Source organism: Nonomuraea sp. NPDC050383 (assembly GCF_044459125.1).
In the GTDB taxonomy this organism is placed as follows: Bacteria; Actinomycetota; Actinomycetes; order Streptosporangiales; family Streptosporangiaceae; genus Nonomuraea.
The window spans coordinates 151,761-170,354 of the sequence record NZ_JBITIP010000017.1; the positions used below are offsets into that span (position 1 = coordinate 151,761).

An 18,594-nucleotide genomic window follows, 5' to 3' on the forward strand; every position below is an offset into this window, starting at 1 on the left:
CGCGGGATCTCCTCCGGCCGGGGTGCGACACAGGGGCTTCCTGCGAATGTGCCAACGACCCCGGGGGCGCGCCAACCCCTATTCGAGCCACGGGCGGCCACCGCCGGTGGCAGGCTCTGCCCGCCGTTTCTGCTCGTTGACCGTCTCCGGTCATCGGCGTTTCGATGCTGCAAACCGCGTTCTGGAGGCCCGCCATGTCCCCATGGTCCTTACCTACCGTCACCGTCCTGCTGGCAGCCCTGGCCCTGCCGCCCGGCGCCCCGCCCCCCGTGACCGCCGCCGCCGAGGTGGGCGTCGACGTCAGCCCGACCGAGCTGGTCAACGTCTTCCACGGCACGAAGGAGGCGGCCACCGACTTCGGCCACGGCGGGGGCGGCGGCATGACGTTCCCCGGCGCCGTTCTCCCGTTCGGCATGATGCAGTGGAGTCCCGACACGGTCGAGGACGCCGGAGGCGGCTACCAGTACGAGGACAACCGGCTGCGCGGCTTCTCCCTGACGCACATCTCCGGGCCCGGCTGCAACGGCGCCCAGGACTTCCCCGTCATGCCGTTCTCCGGGAAGATCGCCCGCTCGCCCGCCACCCACGGCATGGACTACGTCCAGACGTTCAAGCACGAGAACGAGAAGGCCGCGCCCGGCTACTACAGCAGCACGCTGGACACCGGCGTCTCCACGGAGATCTCGGTCAGCGCCCGCGCCGGCGTCGCCCGCTTCGCCTTCCCGCAGGGCAAGCCCGCCACGCTGCTGCTCAACACCAGCGGCTCCGTCAACGGCATCGACGACGGCGAGACCCGCATCGGCCAGAACACGGTCGAGGGCTGGGTGAAGACCGGCGGCTTCTGCGGCCCGCCCCTCCGGTACAAGGTGTACTTCCACGCCACGTTCGACCAGCCGTTCACCGGCTACGGCACCTGGAAGAACGACGAGGTGCGGCCGGGGACGCAGACCATCTCCAACGACGCCTCCAAGGCCCGCGTCCGGGCCGACCTGGTCACCGGCACCGACGTCACCGTCAACGGGCCCGGCTCCGGGGCGTACCTGGAGTTCGACCCCGCCAAGCCGGTGCAGATGCGCGTCGGCCTGTCGTACGTGAGCATCGACGGCGCGCGGAACAACCTGGACAAGGAGATCGGCGACAAGGCCCTCGACCAGGTGCGCCAGGAGGCCACCGCCGTCTGGGACCAGCGCCTCGGCCAGATCCGGGTCGCCGGCGGCACCGAGGACCAGCGCCGCACGTTCTACAGCAACCTGTACCACACGCTGCTCCAGCCGTACGTCTTCGAGGACGTGGACGGCACCTACACCGGCTTCGACGGCAAACCCAGGACCGTGCGCGCGGGGCACCACCAGTACGCGACGTTCTCCGGCTGGGACATCTACCGGACCGAGGTGCAGCTCCTGGCGCTCCTCGTGCCGGACGTGGCCGCCGACATCGCCCAGTCGATGTACGACAACGCCCAGGCCCTGGGCAACGTCTGGGACCGCTGGTCGCACCAGACGGCCGTCACCGGGGTCATGGTCGGCGACCCGTACCACTCCATCCTGTCCACGATGTACGCCTTCGGGGCGCGCGGCTTCGACTCGGCGGCGGCGCTGAAGGCGATGGCCGCGGCCGCCCGGCGCGTCGGCCCGAAGGACATCGGCCACCCGGAGGCCCAGTACGACGAGCGCCCCGGCAACGCCGACTACATGGCCAAGGGCTTCGTCCCCTCCGACCCGTCGTCCACGCTGGAGTACGCCGTGGCCGACTTCGGGATCGCGCAGCTCGCCACCCGGCTCGGCGACCAGGCGACGGCCACGGAGTTCATGAAGCGCGCCCAGTCGTGGCAGAACCTCTACAACCCGGGCAACGGCTGGATCCAGCCGCGCATGGGTGAGGGGTCGTTCACCGCGCCGTTCGACCCGGCCGCGCCCGACGTCTACATGGAGGGCAACGGCGCCCAGTACCACTGGATGGTGCCGCACAACCCGCAAGGGCTGTTCACCGCGATGGGCGGCCTGAGCAAGGTCATCCCGCGGCTCGACGGCTACTTCAAGAAGCTCAACGCGGGCCCGGCCGAGGCGTACGCGTACCTGGGCAACGAGATCGCGCTGCCGTCGCCGTGGCTGTACGCGTGGGCGGGGCAGCCGTACAAGACGCAGGACGTGGTGCGCCGGGTGCAGCAGGAGCTGTTCACCTCCGGCGCCGACGGGCTCGTCGGCAACGACGACCTCGGCACCATGGGCGCGTGGTACGTGTGGTCGGCCATGGGCCTGTTCCCGGCCATCCCCGGCCGGGCCGAGCTGCTGGTCAGCACACCGCTGTTCGACAAGGTCACGGTCACCCGGCCGGCGGGCGACATCGTGGTCAGCGCGCCTTCCCCGGCCAACCGCTACATCCAGACGCTGCGGGTGAACGGCGTGGCGACCGGTAAGGCGTGGCTGCCGGAGTCGTTCGCGACCCGGGGCGGGCGGCTCGACTTCACGCTCGGCTCGTCGCCGAACCTGACGTTCGGGGCCGACCCGCGCAACGCCCCGCCCTCGTTCGGCCAGGGCTCCAAGGCGTTCGTCGCCGGCCTCACCCCCGGCGCCACGCCCGTCGAGCCCGGCGGCGCGGTCGACGCGGAGCTGTCGGTGCAGTCGCTCGGCGCGGCGGCCACCGTGACCTGGCAGGCCAAGCCGCCGGCGGGCATCACCGTGTCACCGGCGAGCGGGACCCTGAGCGTGCCGGCCGGCGGCAGGGCCGCCGTCAAGGTGCGGATCTCCGTGGCCGCGGGCACCGCGCCGGACCTCGTGACCGTGCCCATCAGTGTGGACAACCCGGCGGGGAGCAGCAGCAGCGGAGTGACCGCGAGCACCCGGCTCAACGTGGCCAAACGCGGCACGATCGCCTGGTATCACAACAACTCCGGCATCGGCGACGCCGCCGTGCCCGACGAGGCCAACATCGACGGTCCCGGCTTCAGCTACCCGGCGCAGTCCCTGGCCGACGCCGGGCTCAAGCCGGGCGGCACGTTCGCCTGGAAGGGCTTCACGTTCACCTGGCCGAGCCGCAAGCCCGGCCAGTGGGACAACCTGCGGCCCGGCACCCAGCCCATCGAGATGGCCGCGCCCGCCGGGGCCACCAAGCTCGCCTTCCTCGGGGCCGGGGTCAACGGCTGGCCCGAGTCGAACGTGACCGTCACCTACACCGACGGCTCGACCGGCACCGGGAAGCTCGGCTTCAGCGAGTGGATCCTCGACTTCGGCGGAGAGCAGCCCGCGTTCGGCAACGAGATCGTGGCCAGCGCGCCGTACCGGCTGTTCTGGGGGTCGTGGGCACTGCAGCCGATCGGCGCGCACGTCTTCGCGGCGCAGCCGATCGCGCTGGACCCGGCCAAGACGGTGAAGAGCGTGACGTTCTCCACCCCCGAGGACGGGGAGATCCACCTGTTCGCCTGGGCGTTCGCCTAGCCTGCCCGGACGTCTCTCAGGAGCTCGCCCACACCGGGCGGGCTCCTCTGACGCTCAGCAGGATCGAGTACACGGACGTCGTCGCGGTGATGAACAGCCTGTTGCGCTTGGGGCCGCCGAAGACGAGGTTGGCGGCGGCCTCCGGCAGGATCATCCGGCCGAGGAGCGTGCCGTCGGGGTCGTAGCAGTGGACCGCCCTGCCGACGGCCGCCCACACCCGCCCCGTGTCGTCGAGCCGTAGCCCGTCGAAGCCGCCCTTGCCGGTGTGCTCGGCGAACACCTTGCCGCCCGACAGGCTGCCGTCGTCGTGGACGTCGAAGACGCGCACGTGGTCGCGCTCGGTGTCGGCGATGTAGACGCGGCTCTCGTCAGGGGAGAAGGCCAGCCCGTTCGGCCGGGCGAAGTCGTCGGCCACGACGCGGGGCTCGCCGGTGACCGGGTCGATCCGGTACACGTGGCAGCCGTCGATCTCCTGGTCGGCGCGGTGTCCCTCGTAGTCGCTGAGGATCCCGTACGGCGGGTCGGTGAACCAGACGGACCCGTCGGAGCGGACCACCACGTCGTTGGGGCTGTTGAGCCGCTTGCCCCGCCATCGGTCGGCCAGCACGGTGATGGAGCCGTCGTGCTCGGTCCTGGTCACGCGGCGGGCGCCGTGCTCGCAGGAGACCAGGCGGCCCTCGCGGTCGAGCGTGTTGCCGTTGGTGTAGCCGGCCGGCTCGCGGAACGTGCCGACGGCGCCGGTCAGCTCGTCCCAGCGCAGCATGCGGTCGTTCGGGATGTCGCTCCAGACGAGGAAGCGGCCCGCCGGGAAGTAGACGGGGCCCTCGGTCCAGCGGGCGCCCCGGTGAAGGCGTTCGAGCCACCTGTCGCCACCGACGGCGGCGATCCGGGGGTCCAGCGCCTCGAGTTCGAACGGTACGAGATCCATGCGCGAACCTCCTCAGGCTGATCCTTCCTACCAGATCATCCCGGCCGAACACACCCCCTCCGACCAGCGTATACGTCCGGCTCCGGCCATCACCTGTCAACAGAACGTCTTGCCCGATGTTCGGATATGTCGTCACATGGTGGTTGATCTCCTGTGATAGTTGGGGTCTTCGTAGTCAGATCTACCGAAGGGAAGCATTGATGCGGTTGTTAACCCGCGTGCTGGCGATCACCGCCTCGGCCGCGACAGTGGCGGCAGCGGCGACGGTCGCCGTCGCCACGCCCGCCTCGGCGGCGCCCGAGCTCGTGGTCAACGGCACCTTCGCCGGCGGCACCGCCCCCTGGTGGAGCTCCGCCAACACCTCGATGGCCGTCAACGGCGGCAGGCTCCAGGTCCAGGTGACCGGCGGCACCGCCAACCCCTGGGACGCCATGGTCGGCCAGAACGCGATCACCCTGGCCCAGGGCAAGAGCTACACGCTGTCGTTCGACGCCTCGGCCTCCGCCCCGGTCAGCGCCGTCACCACCGTGCAGCTCGCGGACTCCCCCTACACCAGGACGCTGACCCAGACCCTCTCCCTGGGCACCACCAGCAAGCGCTTCACCTTCCCCTTCACCTCCACGCTCGGCACGACCGGCGGGCAGGTCTCCTTCCAGCTCGGCAAGAACGCCGGCTTCACCTTCTCCCTGGACAACGTCTCCCTCACCGAGACCTCGCCCTCCACCCCGCCCGGGTCGGGACCGCTCGCCATGACCGACGGCTTCTACGTCGACCCCGACTCCAACCCGGCCACCTGGGTACGCGACCACTCCTCCGACTCCCGCGCCGCCCGCATCCGGTCCGCCATCGCCGACAAGCCCATGGCCCGCTGGTTCGGCAACTGGAACAGCGACATCGGCTCCGCCGTGTCCTCCTACGTGACCGCCGCCGACACGGCCGACAAGCTGCCGGTCCTCGTGGCGTACAACATCCCCGGCCGCGACGCCTGCGGCGGCCACTCCGGCGGCGGCGCCGGCAGCGAGGCCGCGTACAAGACGTGGATCTCCGCGTTCGCCTCGGCCATCGGCGACCGCCCCGCGGTCGTCGTCATCGAGCCCGACAGCCTCGGCGACTTCAACTGCATGAGCGACGCGGCCGTCCAGGAGCGCAACCGCATGCTCACGTACGCCACCCAGCAGTTCCGCGACAAGGCCACCAACACGTGGGCCTACCTCGACGGCGGCAACTCCGGCTGGGTCGCGGCGGGCACCATGGCCACGCGCCTGGCCGCCGCGGGAGTGCGCAACATCCGCGGCTTCTCGGTGAACGTCTCGAACTACTACACCACCAGCGAGTCGGCGACCCACGCCAATGCCGTCAACTCCGCCCTCGGCGGCACCGCCACGTTCGTCATCGACACCAGCCGCAACGGCAACGGCTCCAACGGCGAGTGGTGCAACCCGGCCGGCCGCAAGCTCGGCGTCCCGGCCCAGGCGGGCGGGGCGGCCGAGATGCTGCTGTGGGTGAAGGTGCCCGGCGACTCGGACGGCAACTGCGGCATCGCGCCCGGTGTCCCGGCCGGCCAGTTCAGCCCGGACATCGCCGTCCGCCTCATCGACGGCACCTGACGCCGCTTCTCGTCTCACGACGAGGGACGCCCCCACCTCCGGCGCAGCCACCCGATCGCGGCCGCGCGGACCGCTCACGACGGTCCCGGAGGTGCGGGGCGTGCGCGGGCCCCGGCGGCGCGGGCCCGGCGCCCCCTCCACCAACGAATATCCCTCGACCGTGCACACGGCCCTGTGCCACGGTGGTCACCATGTCCAGCCCCCTCCCCCGCACCCTCGACGAGGCCGTCGCCGCCGAGCAGGCCGGCCGCGACCTGCGCTGCCTCTACTTCTGGGGCCACCGCCCGGCCCGGGACGGCGGCGTCGGCCCCGGCTGCCTGTCGCAGTGGTGGCCGGCCGCCTTCACCTCCGGCGGGCACACGTTCGCCACGGCCGAGCACTACATGATGGCCCACAAGGCGTGGCTGTTCGGCGACGACGAGACGGCGGAGGCGATCCTCGCCGCGAGCCACCCGGGCGAGGTCAAGAAGCTCGGCCGTACCGTGCGGAGCTTCGACGAGGAGCGGTGGAACGCCCACCGCTTCGACATCGTGGTCCGGGGCAACCTCGCCAAGTTCGGTCAGGACGCGGAGCTGGGCCGCTTCCTGGCCGGCACCGCCGGGCGCGTCCTGGTGGAGGCGGCCCCGAACGACCGGGTGTGGGGCATCGGCCTCACGGCCTCGGACGAACGCGCCGCCCGCCCCTCGGCGTGGCAGGGCACCAACCTGCTCGGCTTCGCCCTGATGGCCGTCCGCGACACCCTCGCCACGGCCGGGTAGCCGTTCGTACGGCCCGTGTCACCCGAAACGGGAGCTCGGATCGACGCCGGTCAGGTCGCGGCTCGCGGCCCACACACGGGCCGCGAGCTCGGTGTCGGCCAGGATGCCCCGTACGGGCTCGGGTGCGGGCAGGCCGCGCATCCCGAGCACCCGGGGGCCCCACAGCTGGCCGCCCCGGACGGACGGGTCGAGGACCGCTCGGACGGCGGACCACGCGGCGGCCTCCTTGCCCTGAAGGAGCACGCCCAGCGGCAGGGCACGCAGCCGCGCTCCGGCGGTCCGGACGTGGAACGGCGGGCGTGAAGGGGTGAGGGAGTCGAGCGCGCCACCGGGATGGACCACCACACTCAGCGTCGAGCTGCCGGCGGCGCGCAGCCGGCGATCGAGCTCGAAGCCGAAGAGCATCTGCGCGAGCTTCGACCGCGCGTAGGCGCGCTTCGGCTGGTAGCCGTGCGTGCTCTGGAGATCGTCGAGGTCCACGGACTTGGCCGTGAAGCTGCCGATGGTGACGACCCGGCTCGCGGGCGCGGCTGTGAGCAGCGGCGCCAGCCACCAGGTCAGCGCGAAGTGCCCGAGGTGGTTGGTCGCGAACATCAGCTCGTGACCGTCTCCGGTCTCACGGCGCTGCGGCTCGTCGAGCAGCACACCGGCGTTGTGGACGACCGCGTCGAGACCGTGCGGTCCCAGCGCGTCCACGGACGCCTTGAGCGAGGACAGGTCGGCGAGGTCCAGGGGGACGCGGCGTACGCGGGCACCGGGGACGCGTGAGCGGATCGACGCCATCGCGGCCTCGGCCTTCGCGCTGTCGCGGCTGCCGAGGACGACGGTGGCGCCGGTGCCGGCGAGCTGCTCGGCGACGAAGTAGCCGATGCCCGCGTTGCCGCCGGTGACCAGGAAGGTCCTGCCCTCGGCGGGTGGCAGCCGATGGACGTCCCAGCGATCCTGGGCCGGGTCGGGGCTGTGATGGGAGGACATGGAGGACAGCTCTCTGCTGAAAGTAGAAGCACTATGAATCTAGAACCATTCTGACTTTATACCCATTCTGGTCCCAGCTAGCATGGAGGCATGGCGACGACGATGGGGCGACGCGAGCGCAAGAAGGCACAGACCCGTCAGGCGCTGGCCGACGCGGCGAGGCGACTGTTCTCCGAGCACGGGTACGACAAGGTCACCGTGGCGCAGATCGCCGACGAGGCGGACGTCTCCATCGCCACCCTGTTCGCGCATGTGCCGGACGGCAAAGAAGCGTTGATCTTCGACGACGGCGCCGAACGGCGCGCGGGCCTGGTCGCAGCGGTCCGCGACCGGCCCGCCGGCCAGCCGATCCTGGCGGCCCTGCGCCGGTTCATGGCCGGCCGGGGCCCCTTCACCCCGGACATGCCGCCCGAGCGCCGGCGCCTGCGCGATCTGATCGTGAGCACGCCCGCCCTGCGGGCCTACTCGCGCAAGCTCTGGATCGCCGGCGAGGAGCCGCTGGCGAAGGCGATCGCCGACGAGACCGGCCGGGACCCCTCCGACATGACCATCCGCGCCCTGGTCCGCTACGTGCTGGAGATCCCCGACCTCGCGGGCGCGGAACCCGACCCCCTCACCGCCATGAACGCCGTCTTCGACCTCCTCGAGTCCGGCTGGCCCGGCCTGCCCGAGCGACTCTGAGGACCACAGCCCGGCCGCGTCCCAGGTCCGTCTCGCCCGAGCCCGCACCGGCACGGTCGCCGGAGAGCCCTGGAGGTGCGGCCCGGTCAGGGAGCGGTCGGGCGGAAGGTGGTGTCGGCGCGGAAGGCGGAGGCGTCCTGGCCGGGCAACGAAAAAGGCACCCCCGCCTTCGCGAGAGTGCCCTCATCGTTGTTGTGCGCCGCCAGGGACTCGAACCCCGGACCCGCTGATTAAGAGTCAGCTGCTCTAACCAACTGAGCTAGCGGCGCCCGCAACAGGTGTAACTGTAGCAGCCGCCGCGGACCACCCGCACACTCAGCCGAGGCCGGCGGCCAGCCGGGTGTACGCGTCCAGGACCAGGTCCCAGAACCTCTTGACGTCCAGCGACGTCGCGACCAGGGCGTTCGGCCGGCGATCGCGCAGCTTGAAGTCGGTGACGGTCATCCCGGAGGTGTACCGGCCGGCCGTCTCCACCTGGACCACGGCCGGCACGCAGGTGAACAGCGACGGGTCCAGGACGTAGGCGATCGCGCAGGCGTCGTGGATGGCCGGGCCACCGTCGGCCGTGACCATCCCGTACGCCGTGGCGGCCGGCACCACCAGCTGTTCGGCGAGCCGGCCCAGGGGGCGCAGGCGGTCCAGGACGTCGGTGGTCACCAGGGCGGTGAGCGTGACGTCCAGGCCGAGCATCGTGACGGTCCAGCCGGCGTCGAAGACGATGGCGGCGGCCTCGGGGTCGGCGAGGATGTTGAACTCGGCCGCCGGGTTGGTGTTGCCCCGCGTGTACGAGCCGCCCATGATCACGAAGTCGCGGGCCCACTCCACCACGCGCGGCTCCTTGCGCACGGCGAGCGCGATGTTGGTCAGCGGGCCGATGGCCACGAGCGTGATCTCGCCGGGGGCCGCGCGCAGGGTCTCCACGATGAAGTCGACCGCGTGCCCGTCCCCGGCGGGGCGGGTGGCCGCAGGCAGGACGGCGTTGCCGAGGCCGGAGCTGCCGTGGACCTTGTCGGCGCGGATGACGTTCCGCAGCAGCGCGCCGGGGCTGCCCGGCACGACCGGCACCTCCCCGAGGTGGAGGAACTCCCTCAGGGCCAGCGCGTTGGCGGTGGTGAGGGCGAGGTCCACGTTCCCGCCGACCGTGGTGACGCCGGCGAGCTCCAGGGAGGGGGAGCCGGCCACCAGGGCGAGGGCCAGGGCGTCGTCGATGCCGGGGTCACAGTCGATGAGGAGTTTTGTCACGGATGAACCTTATGAGCTCACCGGACGGCCACGACGCCTGGCTCCGGACATGAGTCGGGGCCGGGCAGTTCCCCCAAACCTGCCCGGCCCCGATCGAAGGCGGTCCAGGCCGACGCTTCCCCCAAAACGCCGGCGGTCCCGCACTTGCGGACCACGGTCCCCCTCCGCGTCCGCTTCGGTAAAAGCTGTTCTGGCCAGTCGGCGTACCTTCTGACCTGCCTCGACACTACCGAGCGGAATGCAACGGACGCGTCATAACGGGGTCGAATATCGGCCTAATCCGGCTATGAAAGCTCCAACCGGACCTCCGTGCCCTCCTGAAGGGACCGGCTCACCGTGCAGTACTTCTCGTGCACCCGCTCAGCCACGGCCCGGTAGACCTCACCGGCCTCCTCCGACGGCAGCTCGACGTCGTACGTGATCGTCACGGGACCGAGGAGGTTCGGCTCGACCTTCTCGGCCGCCACCGTCATCGCCAGCCGCACCAGCCGGTGCCCTCTCTTGGCGGTCAGCGGCTCCACCGTCACGATGTTGCAGCCGCCCACCGCGGCCAGCAACAGCTCTACCGGCGTGAAGACCCCGTCCTCGTCGCCGCCGCCCATCCGGACCTCGGCGCCGCGGGCGTTGGTCGCCCTGAATCCGCCGTCATCGGTCCGCTCAACACGCACGTTAGCCATGTTTTAGACCCTACTCAGATACCTCTCATGTTCGGCACGCATCGTTAATGTCATGGTTGGTAAGGCGAAAACGGATCAGTGGCCCGTCCTGTTCTGGTGCGGGGTGGCCGTGGCGGAGTTCGGTGCGATCCAGCCCGGCTTCGGGTACCCGTGGCGTCCCACGGCCTACGCGACGGCGGCCTTACTCGTCGCCCTCGGCTTACTGTCGGTCAAGGCCGCGGACCTGCTGCGCTCCGAGGCGGCCCGGCAGCGTCTGCGGCTGGCGACGTACCTGGCGGCCGTGCTCGTGCCGGTGCACCAGCTCAGCTCCACCGCGTACGTGACGGGTCTCAGCCGCACCGGCTCCCTCATCCTGTACGGCATGGCGGCCGTGATGGCCGTCTGGCACCACACCACGCCGGCACCGGCGCAGGGTGCGCTGATCGTCGCGTCCGGCCTCGGCCCCGCCCGGCTGCGGCAGCTGCTGTCGAGCCGCGCGGACGACACCGTGGTCATCTACCGGGCCGACCGGCTGACCCCCGAGCTGCGCGACCTCCAGGCCGAGTACGGCCTGCTGGTGGTCGTCGGCGACGAGCACGACCCCCGCGTCAAGGAGCGGGTCAGCGCCTCGGGGCTACGGCGCCAGGTGCCCGACATCGCCACCCGCGAGGTGGTCGTGGCCGGCCCGCGGCCCTTCCGGAGGTACGTCCGCGGGGCCCTGTCCCGTCTCGCCGTGCCCGGCGCGCGGATCAGGACGGCCGACGCCGCGACCCGGCTGCTCCGCATCGCCCCGCGGCGGGTAGAAGACACACAGAGCGTTTGACCAGCTCCGCGGCATCGGAGCGCTTAGGGCGGCATTACGCCCGATATGGGAGGGTTACAGCCCGCAGGCGCACAAGGAGGCAAGGTGACGACTTTTCCCGGTAGCACCCGCGTCGAGATGATCGCCGGCATGCGGGTCGAGGTGGACATCCGCACCCCGCTGCCGGCCCGGGAGCTCGCCCCCCTGCTCGACAACGCGTTCGCCTGGCTGCGCTGGGTGGAGGACACGTTCGACCCGCGCCTCGAGGGCAGCCAGATCGGGCGGCTGAACCGCGGCCAGACCATCGAGCAGATCCCCGAGCTGATCGAGGTGCTGCACCGCTGCGACGAGCTGAGCGCCGCCACCGGCGGCTGGTTCGAGCCCCGCATCAACGGCGTCATCGACCCGTCGGGCTACATCAAGGGCTGGGCGCTGGAGCGGCTCTCGCGCGCCCTGGCCAACACCGGCGCGGGCGACCACCGCATCGACGCGGGCGACGACATCAGGCTGCGCGGCTCGGCCGCGCCCGGCCGCCGCTGGGAGGTCGGCATCCGCGACCCGCGCACCGGCCTGGTACGCGCGGTGGTGGCCGCGCACGACCTCGGGATCGCCACCTCGGGCGCCTCGCCCGTCGTCGATCCCCGTACGGGAGTGCGGCTCGCCACCGTCAACTCCGTCACCGTGCTCGGCCCGGACCTGGGCGTCGCCGACGCCTACGCCACCGCCATGTACGCCATGGGGCCGGTCCGCGCCCGGCGCTTCGCCGCCGAGACCGCGTCGCGGGGGCCGTACCAGACCATGATCATCGAGCGGGACGGGCAGGAGTACGTCACACCGGGCTTCGCCGCGCAGACCGTGGAGACCCGCCTCGCCGGATGACGGCCGGCTCCCGAGCGGGCCGGCGCTAGGCGTCCGGGTGCTTGGCCAGGTACTCGATGTAGATGGGCCGGAGCGCGTCGCCCAGCTCGCCCTCGCCGGCCGCCAGGGCGTCGCTGAGCAGGGCGGAGACGCGGCTGAGGTCGGCGGCCGTCTCCATCTCGTTCCCGGTGCTCGCCTCCGCCGCCGGGATGACCTTCAGCAGGTTCCACAGGAACCCCAGATCCCCGTGGCGCACGGCGTAACGGACGGCGCGATCGTGCAGCTCGCTGGCGGGCAACGACTCCAGACCCTCGGTGTTCATCTGATCTCCTCCCAGGGCCCTCCTTCCCTCCGCGAGCACGCGATAACGGGCGGCCACCACCCCGGCCACCCCGCCCTGTCCCCGGAGTCCGCAAAGGCCGCGGCAGCGCCCGGCGCGGCGTGATCCCCGACCGCGTAGTGTCGAAGCCCCTCGCCCCCTATCGGCCCCCTTGCCGGAATGGGAGGATCTCCCAGCGTGAGATTCATCATCAGGACCCTGGCGGCCGCGGTCGCCCTGTGGGTCTCCATCCAGTTCCTCGACGGCATCCGCGTCACCACCGCCGAGAACTCCCCCAAGTACTGGGGCACGCTGCTCGTCGTGGCGCTGATCTTCGGGATCGTCAACGCCATCGTGAAGCCGATCGTCAAGACACTCGGCTGCGCGATCATCGTTCTCACGCTCGGTGTGTTCCTGCTCATCATCAACGCGGCGATGCTGCTGCTGACGAGCTGGATCGCGGGGCAGCTCGACATCCCCTTCCACGTGGACGACTTCTACCCGGCCGCGTTCTGGGGCGCGATCATCATCAGCGTGGTGAGCTGGGTGCTCGGGATGATCATCCCGGACGGCGACTGACGACGTGGACCGGCTGACCCTCGACGGCACCGGCCTGAGCTGCGCCGGCGTCCACGCGGCCGCGCACGGCCGCGTGGAGGTCGTCGCCGGCCCGGCCGGACGGGCGCGCGCCGCGTGGGCCACCGCCCGGGAGCTGACCGGGCCGGTGTACGGCCGGGGCACGGGCGTCGGCGCCAACAAGGACGTGGCGGTCGAGCACGGCGGCCACGACCTGCTGCGCAGCCACGCGTGCGGGGCCGGTCCGCCCGTGCCGCCCGAACGGGCCAGGGCCATGCTGACGGTACGACTCAACCAGCTCCTGGCGGGCGGGGCGGGGGTGGACCCCGAGGTGCTGCCGGTGCTGGCGTACGCGATCAACGCCGGGTTCACGCCGCCGGTCCGCACGTACGGCGCCATCGGCACCGGCGACCTGACGGCCCTGGCCACCACGGCGCTGTGCCTGCTCGGCGAGCTCCCCTGGCACACCCCGCCCTCCCCCTCGCAGGCGCCCCTCTTCCCGCTGGCCCCGGAGGACGCGCTGCCGTTCATCAGCTCCGGCGCCGCCACGCTGGCCGACGCCGCCATCGCCTGCCACCGGCTGCGCGAGCTGCTCGATGCCGCCGTCGGCGTGGCCGCCCTGTCGTTCACGGCGGCCGGCGCCTCGGCGGAGCCGCTGGCGGCCGCCGTGCAGGAGGCCCGCCCGCACCCGGGGCAGGCCGCCGTCGCCGAGCGCCTGCGCGCGCTGCACGCTCCCGGCCCGCCCGCGCGCGTCCAGGACCCGTACGGCTTCCGGGCGTTCGCCCAGGTCCACGGGGCCGTGCTGGACGTCCTGGGCCGGGCCGAGCAGACGGTCGAGACCGACCTGAACGCCGCCACCGAGAACCCCCTGATCTCCGGCTCCCTCGCCTGGCACAACGGCAACTTCCACTCGGCACCGGTCGCCCTGGCGTTCGACGCGCTGCGCGCCGCCCTGGTCCAGACGGCGCAGCTCGGCACGGCCCGGCTGGCCACGCTGATGGATCCCGCCCACACGGGCGGGCTGCCGTTCCTGGCCGACCGTCCCGGGGCGTCCGGGGCGATGATCCTGGAGTACGTCGCCCAGGACGCCCTGGCCGAGCTGCGCCACCTGGCGACCCCGGTGACGACCGGCACGGCGGTGATCTCCCTGGGCACGGAGGACCACGCGGGCTTCGCCACCCAGGCGGCCCGGCAGGCGCTGCGGTGCGTGGAGCCGTACGAGATCGTGCTGGCCTGCGAGCGCGTCGCCGCGACCCGCGCCCTGGACGGGCCGACCCCGGACCGCCCCCTGACGCGGGACCTCGACGCCGCCCTGTCCGCCCTCCGCACGCCGTCCACCTCTTGAACGCTCACGCGGTCAGGAAGTCGCGGAGGGACGCCACCAGCGCCTCTGGCCGGTCCTCCGGGATGAGCGTGTAGCTGTCGCCGATCTCCACCAGCCGGGCATCCGGGAACAGCGCGGCCAGCCTGGGGCCGTGCTCGCGCGGCATCAGCCGGTCCTCCGCGGCCCACACCACCAGCACCGGCCGGTCGAAGGCGCGCATCCGCTCCGCCCATGCGAGCAGCACCGCCTTCGGCGGGGTGGAGCGAGCGTACGCGGCCAGGTCACGGCGGATCGCCGGGTTCGTCATGGCCGGCCGGAACCAGCCGTCCATGATCTCGTCCGGGATCGGCCGCTTGCTCATCCACCCCCATCCACCGGGGGCCCGGCGCGTCGCCCGAAGACGTAACGCCCGCATGGTCAGCCACAGCCCGCCGGGGATCTTCGCGGCGGTGGCGACGGCGCGGCCCGGCACGCCCGGCGGGTAGTTGTCGAACGCCTCGCACGCCGTGAGCACCAGCCGCCCGACCCGCTCGGCCCGGCCCTCCGAGACGAGCACCTGCGCGCCGCCCCAGTCGTTCAGCACCAGGGTCACCTCCCGCAGGTCGAGCCGCTCCAGGAACTCCCCCACGAGCAACGCGAGACCACGCAGCGACAGGTCGGCGCCGGGCCTCATCGGCCGCCGGTGGCTGCCCAGCGGCAGGGTGGGCAGCACGCACCGGTACTCCCCCGCCAGCCCGGGGACGACCTTCCGCCAGACCGTGGAGTCGATCGTCAGCCCGTGCAGGAAGACGATGACCGGCCCCTCTCCCCCGGTGTCCTCGTACTCGATGACTCCCGCGCTCAGCTCGATCTCCGGCACGCCCGCCTCCGTTCCGTCCATGACCCATGAACGTTCTAGATAGATCGCTCTAGCGATAGACTAGCGACCATGAACGCAGGCCCCGCGACGGGCAGACCGTCTACCAAGGAGCGCATCATGGCCGCCGGCGCCGAGCTGTTCCGGCGTCAGGGCTACACCGGCACTGGGCTCAAGCAGATCGTGGCCGAGGCCGAAGCACCGTTCGGCTCCATCTACCACTTCTTCCCCGGAGGCAAGGAGCAGCTCGGTGCCGAGGTCGTGCGCAGGTCGGGAGCCGGGTACGGGCGCCTGTTCACCGCCGTCATGGAGGAAGCGCCCGATCCGGTGACGGGGGTCCGCGACTTCTTCGCGGGCGCGGCGCGCACCCTGGTGGAGACGGGCTACGCCGACGCCTGCCCGATCGCCACCGTGGCCCTGGAGGTGGCGAGCACCAGCGAGCCGCTGCGCCAGGCCACCGTCGACGTCTTCACCGAGTGGATCGCCCTGGGAACGGGCTTCTTCACCCGGGCGGGGGCCGGTGAGCGGGAGGCCCGCGAGCTGGTGATCACGTTGCTGTCGGCGCTGGAGGGCGCGTTCGTGCTGAGTCGGGCGCTGCGCACCACCGAGCCCCTGGAGATCGCGGGCGAGTCGATCGCGGCACGCACCGCCGCCCTCTTCACCCCCACTCCCTGACGCCAGGTCCGCTCAGGTCAGGTCGCGGACCGAGCCACGCTCCTTGAGGGTCGGCCGCTGGACGACGCGGCGGCGGCGCGCGCCCCCGTCGGCCGCCGCCGACACCAGCCGCACGGCCGCCTTGACGATGCCGTCGATGTTCCAGTCCACCGTGGTGAGCCCCGGCGTGAGCAGGCCGGACATCGGGTGGTCGTCGTATCCCATGACCGAGATGTCGCCGGGCACCGACAGGCCGAGATCCCGGGCCGCCGCGTAGACCCCGTACGCGATCGAGTCGGAGAAGCAGAACACCGCCGAGGGGCCGCCCGGGCGCAGCGCGTGGTGCGCGGCCTCGGTGGCGGCGGCCAGGCCGTGGGGGGCGATGACCACCTCGATGTCGAGCCCCAGCCGCTCGGCCTCGGCCGTGACGTGCACGTCGGCGGGGCGGTCGGGGGTGCTGTCGCGGGTGGGGGTCAGCACGGTGACCCGCTGGTGCCCCAGCTCGCGCAGGTGCTCCAGGGCCAGCGTGACGCCGCTGCGGTTGTCGAAGACGACCTCGGCGGCCGTGCCCGCCAGCGAGTCGCCGATCGCCACGACCGGCACGGTCTCGCACAGCTCCGGCCAGAACGGCGCCGCCGGGTCGAGCGGCTGCACGATCATGCCGTCGACCCGCTGGTCGCGCAGCTGCTGGGCGAGCGCCTGCTCGCGGGCTGGGTCGCCGACGGCGTCGAGGATGAGGGCGTAGCGGTCCTTCTCGCGCAGCCCCCTGCTGATGCCGACGGCCAGCGACTGCTGCCAGAGGTCTTCGAGGGAGCCGCACAGCAGCCCGATCATGCCGGTGCGCCCGCTGGCCAGGGCGCGGGCGATGGGATCGGCCTCGTAGCCGAGCTCGTCGGCGGCGGCGCGCACCCGCTCCATGGTCTCCTCGGAGACCTGCAGGCCACGTAGCGCGTAGGAAACGGCCGCCGGCGACAGGCCGGTCGCCTTGGCCACTTCCCGGATCGTCGCTCTCTTCCGGGGCATTGAATCAGCCTATTGCGTGGCGCTGACAGAAACCCGCACCCACGGAGGTTCGTGACCCTCACCCGTTGACATGTCGGAGGTGAAGCGGTTCACTGAACCGTATCACTGAAACGGTTCACCACCCTTCGTGGCGTTTCGGTCGATCAGTAACCTATATTATCAGTAGGAAATGCCGGGAGGAGGCGATCAAGTCGTGACCATCGACGTGCACCAGCACCTGTGGACGCCCGAGTTCATCGAGGCTCTGCGCGCCCGCACGGCCCCTCCCCGCCTCGACGGCTGGACCCTGTACCTCGACGGCGAGCCGCCCTACGAGGTGAACCCGGCCGACCACGGGCCCCGCGACACCACGGGGCTGGAGCTGGCGCTGGTGTCGCTGTCGAGCCCGCTCGGCATCGAGCTCCTGCCGCCGGAGGAGTCCTGGCCGCTGATCGACGCCTACCACGAGGGCGCGCTCGGCCTGGGCGAGCCGTTCGGCGCGTGGGCCGCCACCTGCCACGCCGACCCCGACCCCGGCCGCCTGGCGCGCGACCTCGACCGGGGGTTCGCCGGGCTGCAGATCCCGGCCACGGCCGTTCCGGACGACCGGCTCCTGACGGTCCTCACCGACCGCGACCTGCCCCTCTTCATCCACCCGGGCCCCGCCGCACCGCCCCACCCGGGCGGCCCGGTGCAGCCGCGGCCGGGCGGGACGCCGCCGTGGTGGCCGGCCGTCGTGCCGTACGTGCAGCAGATGCACGCGGCCTGGCACTACTTCCACGCCGTCGTCCGCCCCCGCCACCCCACGCTGCGCGTCTGCTTCGCGCTGCTCGCGGGCCTGGCGCCGCTCCACGCCGAGCGCCTGATCGCCCGGGGCGGCGGCGGGCGCGGCCGGGTCGATCCCGGCTTCTTCGTGGAGACGTCCTCGTACGGCCCGAGGGCGATCGACGCGATCGTCCGTGAACTGGGCGTCGACGTCGTCGTCAACGGCTCCGACGCCCCCTACGCCACCGCACCCGACCCGGGCCTCGGCGCGGCCGCCGCGCACGCCATCCGGGTCACCAACCCCCGTCGTCTACTCGCCAGAAAGGAGACTCGTACGTGAACGAGGGCACTCGACCCACCGGCACCATCGGTGACCCGGCCGTCAACCTCGCCAGTGACCCGGCCATCGACCACGGCAGCGCGCGCCAGACCCAGGACGGGGGCGTCTGTGCCGACCTGCCGGAGCGGACGCTCGACCGGCGGGAGCTGCGCGGCCTGGTCGACACGCTGGCGGCCCACCCGGAGGAGTGGGAGCACGAGGTGGACTTCCCCGCCGACGGCGGCCGGCACTACGCCTCGCTCTACCGGGACGCGTACGTGGACGTGTGGCTGCTGTGCTGGCGGCCCGAGGACGACACGGGCTGGCACGACCACGACGTGTCGTCCGGGGCCGTGCACGTGGTGCGGGGCGCGTTGCTGGAGTGCAACCCGCGCATCGGCGGTGAGCACCTGGAGACGGTGGTGCCCGAGGGGCGCTCGTTCTCGTTCGGTCCCGACCACATCCACCGGCTGACGGGCGCGACGGACGGCAGCGTCTCCATCCACGCGTACTCGCCGCCGCTGTGGCGGCTCGGGCAGTACTCGATCGACGGCACCGGCGTGATGCGCCGCGTCTCGGTCAGCTACGCGGACGAGCTGCGGCCCCTCGACGACATGGCGCCGCCGGCTGACGAGGCCGTCGCCCGGAGCGACGCGGGCACACAGACCTCGCCGGAGCCGGAGCTGGGGGACGTGGCCGTCGCCTGAGGCGACGGCCGTCCACGGGCGTGGGCGGGGGGGGGGACACCCCGCCCCCGCCGGCCCCGCCCCCCCCCGCCCACGCCCCCGCCCCCGCCCGCCCCCCCCCCGCAACGGCCCCCCCCCGACAGGCCCCCGCC

18 protein-coding genes and 1 tRNA gene are annotated in these 18,594 nt (G+C 72.3%); 11 read left to right on the plus strand and 8 right to left on the minus strand.

Annotated features, from left to right (window positions below; genetic code table 11):
* The first annotated feature begins 194 nt into the window (after positions 1–194).
* On the plus strand, positions 195–3,434 hold the full coding sequence (locus tag ACIBG4_RS33445) for a GH92 family glycosyl hydrolase (RefSeq protein ID WP_397205462.1): 3,240 nt from the start codon (positions 195–197) through the stop codon (positions 3,432–3,434).
* A gap of 16 nt (positions 3,435–3,450) precedes the next feature.
* Here ACIBG4_RS33445 and ACIBG4_RS33450 read toward each other — a convergent pair whose 3' ends face one another.
* Positions 3,451–4,362: an SMP-30/gluconolactonase/LRE family protein gene (locus ACIBG4_RS33450; RefSeq protein WP_397205464.1), complete on the minus strand. Its 912-nt coding sequence runs from the start codon at positions 4,360–4,362 to the stop codon at positions 3,451–3,453.
* Between the two features lie 200 nt (positions 4,363–4,562).
* On the opposite strand from ACIBG4_RS33450, the gene ACIBG4_RS33455 reads away from it, so the two are divergent.
* Both ACIBG4_RS33455 and ACIBG4_RS33460 read left to right on the plus strand, forming a co-directional pair.
* Positions 4,563–5,969, plus strand: a complete 1,407-nt coding sequence (locus ACIBG4_RS33455; RefSeq protein ID WP_397205466.1) for a glycoside hydrolase family 6 protein — start codon at positions 4,563–4,565, stop codon at positions 5,967–5,969.
* 191 nt (positions 5,970–6,160) lie between these two features.
* On the plus strand, positions 6,161–6,727 hold the full coding sequence (locus ACIBG4_RS33460; RefSeq protein WP_397205468.1) for an NADAR family protein: 567 nt from the start codon (positions 6,161–6,163) through the stop codon (positions 6,725–6,727).
* Positions 6,728–6,745: 18 nt separating this feature from the next.
* Here ACIBG4_RS33460 and ACIBG4_RS33465 read toward each other — a convergent pair whose 3' ends face one another.
* Entirely contained in the window at positions 6,746–7,702 is a 957-nt protein-coding gene (locus ACIBG4_RS33465) for an SDR family NAD(P)-dependent oxidoreductase (protein WP_397205470.1), read from the minus strand.
* A gap of 90 nt (positions 7,703–7,792) precedes the next feature.
* On the opposite strand from ACIBG4_RS33465, the gene ACIBG4_RS33470 reads away from it, so the two are divergent.
* Entirely contained in the window at positions 7,793–8,383 is a 591-nt protein-coding gene (locus ACIBG4_RS33470) for a TetR family transcriptional regulator (protein ID WP_310708865.1), read from the plus strand.
* A gap of 195 nt (positions 8,384–8,578) precedes the next feature.
* Here the strand turns inward: ACIBG4_RS33470 and ACIBG4_RS33475 are convergent.
* The 3 genes from ACIBG4_RS33475 to ACIBG4_RS33485 all read right to left on the minus strand — a co-directional run bounded on the left by ACIBG4_RS33475 (position 8,579) and on the right by ACIBG4_RS33485 (position 10,302).
* A tRNA-Lys gene (locus tag ACIBG4_RS33475) sits at positions 8,579–8,652 on the minus strand.
* Between the two features lie 46 nt (positions 8,653–8,698).
* Positions 8,699–9,625, minus strand: coding sequence for a nucleoside hydrolase (locus ACIBG4_RS33480; protein WP_397205472.1), 927 nt, complete (start codon positions 9,623–9,625; stop codon positions 8,699–8,701).
* A 284-nt stretch (positions 9,626–9,909) separates the two neighbouring features.
* A complete protein-coding gene (locus ACIBG4_RS33485; RefSeq protein ID WP_397205474.1) occupies positions 9,910–10,302 on the minus strand; it encodes an OsmC family protein in 393 nt (130 codons plus the stop codon).
* Positions 10,303–10,354: 52 nt separating this feature from the next.
* On the opposite strand from ACIBG4_RS33485, the gene ACIBG4_RS33490 reads away from it, so the two are divergent.
* Entirely contained in the window at positions 10,355–11,104 is a 750-nt protein-coding gene (locus ACIBG4_RS33490; RefSeq protein ID WP_397205476.1) for a hypothetical protein, read from the plus strand.
* A gap of 84 nt (positions 11,105–11,188) precedes the next feature.
* Positions 11,189–11,962 carry an FAD:protein FMN transferase gene (locus ACIBG4_RS33495; protein WP_397205478.1) on the plus strand — a complete coding sequence of 258 codons (774 nt, stop codon included), beginning with the start codon at positions 11,189–11,191 and terminating at the stop codon, positions 11,960–11,962.
* A gap of 25 nt (positions 11,963–11,987) precedes the next feature.
* Here ACIBG4_RS33495 and ACIBG4_RS33500 read toward each other — a convergent pair whose 3' ends face one another.
* Positions 11,988–12,263 (minus strand): hypothetical protein, encoded by a 276-nt coding sequence (locus ACIBG4_RS33500; protein ID WP_310708856.1) that lies wholly within the window; start codon positions 12,261–12,263, stop codon positions 11,988–11,990.
* A gap of 195 nt (positions 12,264–12,458) precedes the next feature.
* Between ACIBG4_RS33500 and ACIBG4_RS33505 the strand changes: the two genes are divergently transcribed.
* Positions 12,459–12,839, plus strand: a complete 381-nt coding sequence (locus ACIBG4_RS33505) for a phage holin family protein (RefSeq protein ID WP_310708855.1) — start codon at positions 12,459–12,461, stop codon at positions 12,837–12,839.
* Positions 12,840–12,843: 4 nt separating this feature from the next.
* Positions 12,844–14,181: an aromatic amino acid ammonia-lyase gene (locus ACIBG4_RS33510; protein ID WP_397205481.1), complete on the plus strand. Its 1,338-nt coding sequence runs from the start codon at positions 12,844–12,846 to the stop codon at positions 14,179–14,181.
* A 4-nt stretch (positions 14,182–14,185) separates the two neighbouring features.
* Here the strand turns inward: ACIBG4_RS33510 and ACIBG4_RS33515 are convergent, their stop codons facing one another.
* The gene (locus tag ACIBG4_RS33515; protein WP_397205483.1) at positions 14,186–15,040 is read right to left on the minus strand and encodes an alpha/beta fold hydrolase; all 855 of its coding nucleotides are present in this window, start codon (positions 15,038–15,040) and stop codon (positions 14,186–14,188) included.
* Positions 15,041–15,088: 48 nt separating this feature from the next.
* On the opposite strand from ACIBG4_RS33515, the gene ACIBG4_RS33520 reads away from it, so the two are divergent.
* Positions 15,089–15,691, plus strand: coding sequence for a TetR/AcrR family transcriptional regulator (locus ACIBG4_RS33520; protein WP_310708852.1), 603 nt, complete (start codon positions 15,089–15,091; stop codon positions 15,689–15,691).
* 12 nt (positions 15,692–15,703) lie between these two features.
* Here the strand turns inward: ACIBG4_RS33520 and ACIBG4_RS33525 are convergent, their stop codons facing one another.
* Positions 15,704–16,693, minus strand: a complete 990-nt coding sequence (locus ACIBG4_RS33525) for a LacI family DNA-binding transcriptional regulator (protein WP_397205486.1) — start codon at positions 16,691–16,693, stop codon at positions 15,704–15,706.
* Positions 16,694–16,886: 193 nt separating this feature from the next.
* On the opposite strand from ACIBG4_RS33525, the gene ACIBG4_RS33530 reads away from it, so the two are divergent.
* Both ACIBG4_RS33530 and ACIBG4_RS33535 read left to right on the plus strand, forming a co-directional pair.
* A complete protein-coding gene (locus ACIBG4_RS33530) occupies positions 16,887–17,777 on the plus strand; it encodes an amidohydrolase (protein ID WP_397205488.1) in 891 nt (296 codons plus the stop codon).
* Positions 17,774–18,463: a cysteine dioxygenase gene (locus ACIBG4_RS33535; RefSeq protein WP_397205490.1), complete on the plus strand. Its 690-nt coding sequence runs from the start codon at positions 17,774–17,776 to the stop codon at positions 18,461–18,463. Before ACIBG4_RS33530 ends, ACIBG4_RS33535 begins: the two co-directional genes overlap by 4 nt.
* Positions 18,464–18,594: the final 131 nt, after the last annotated feature.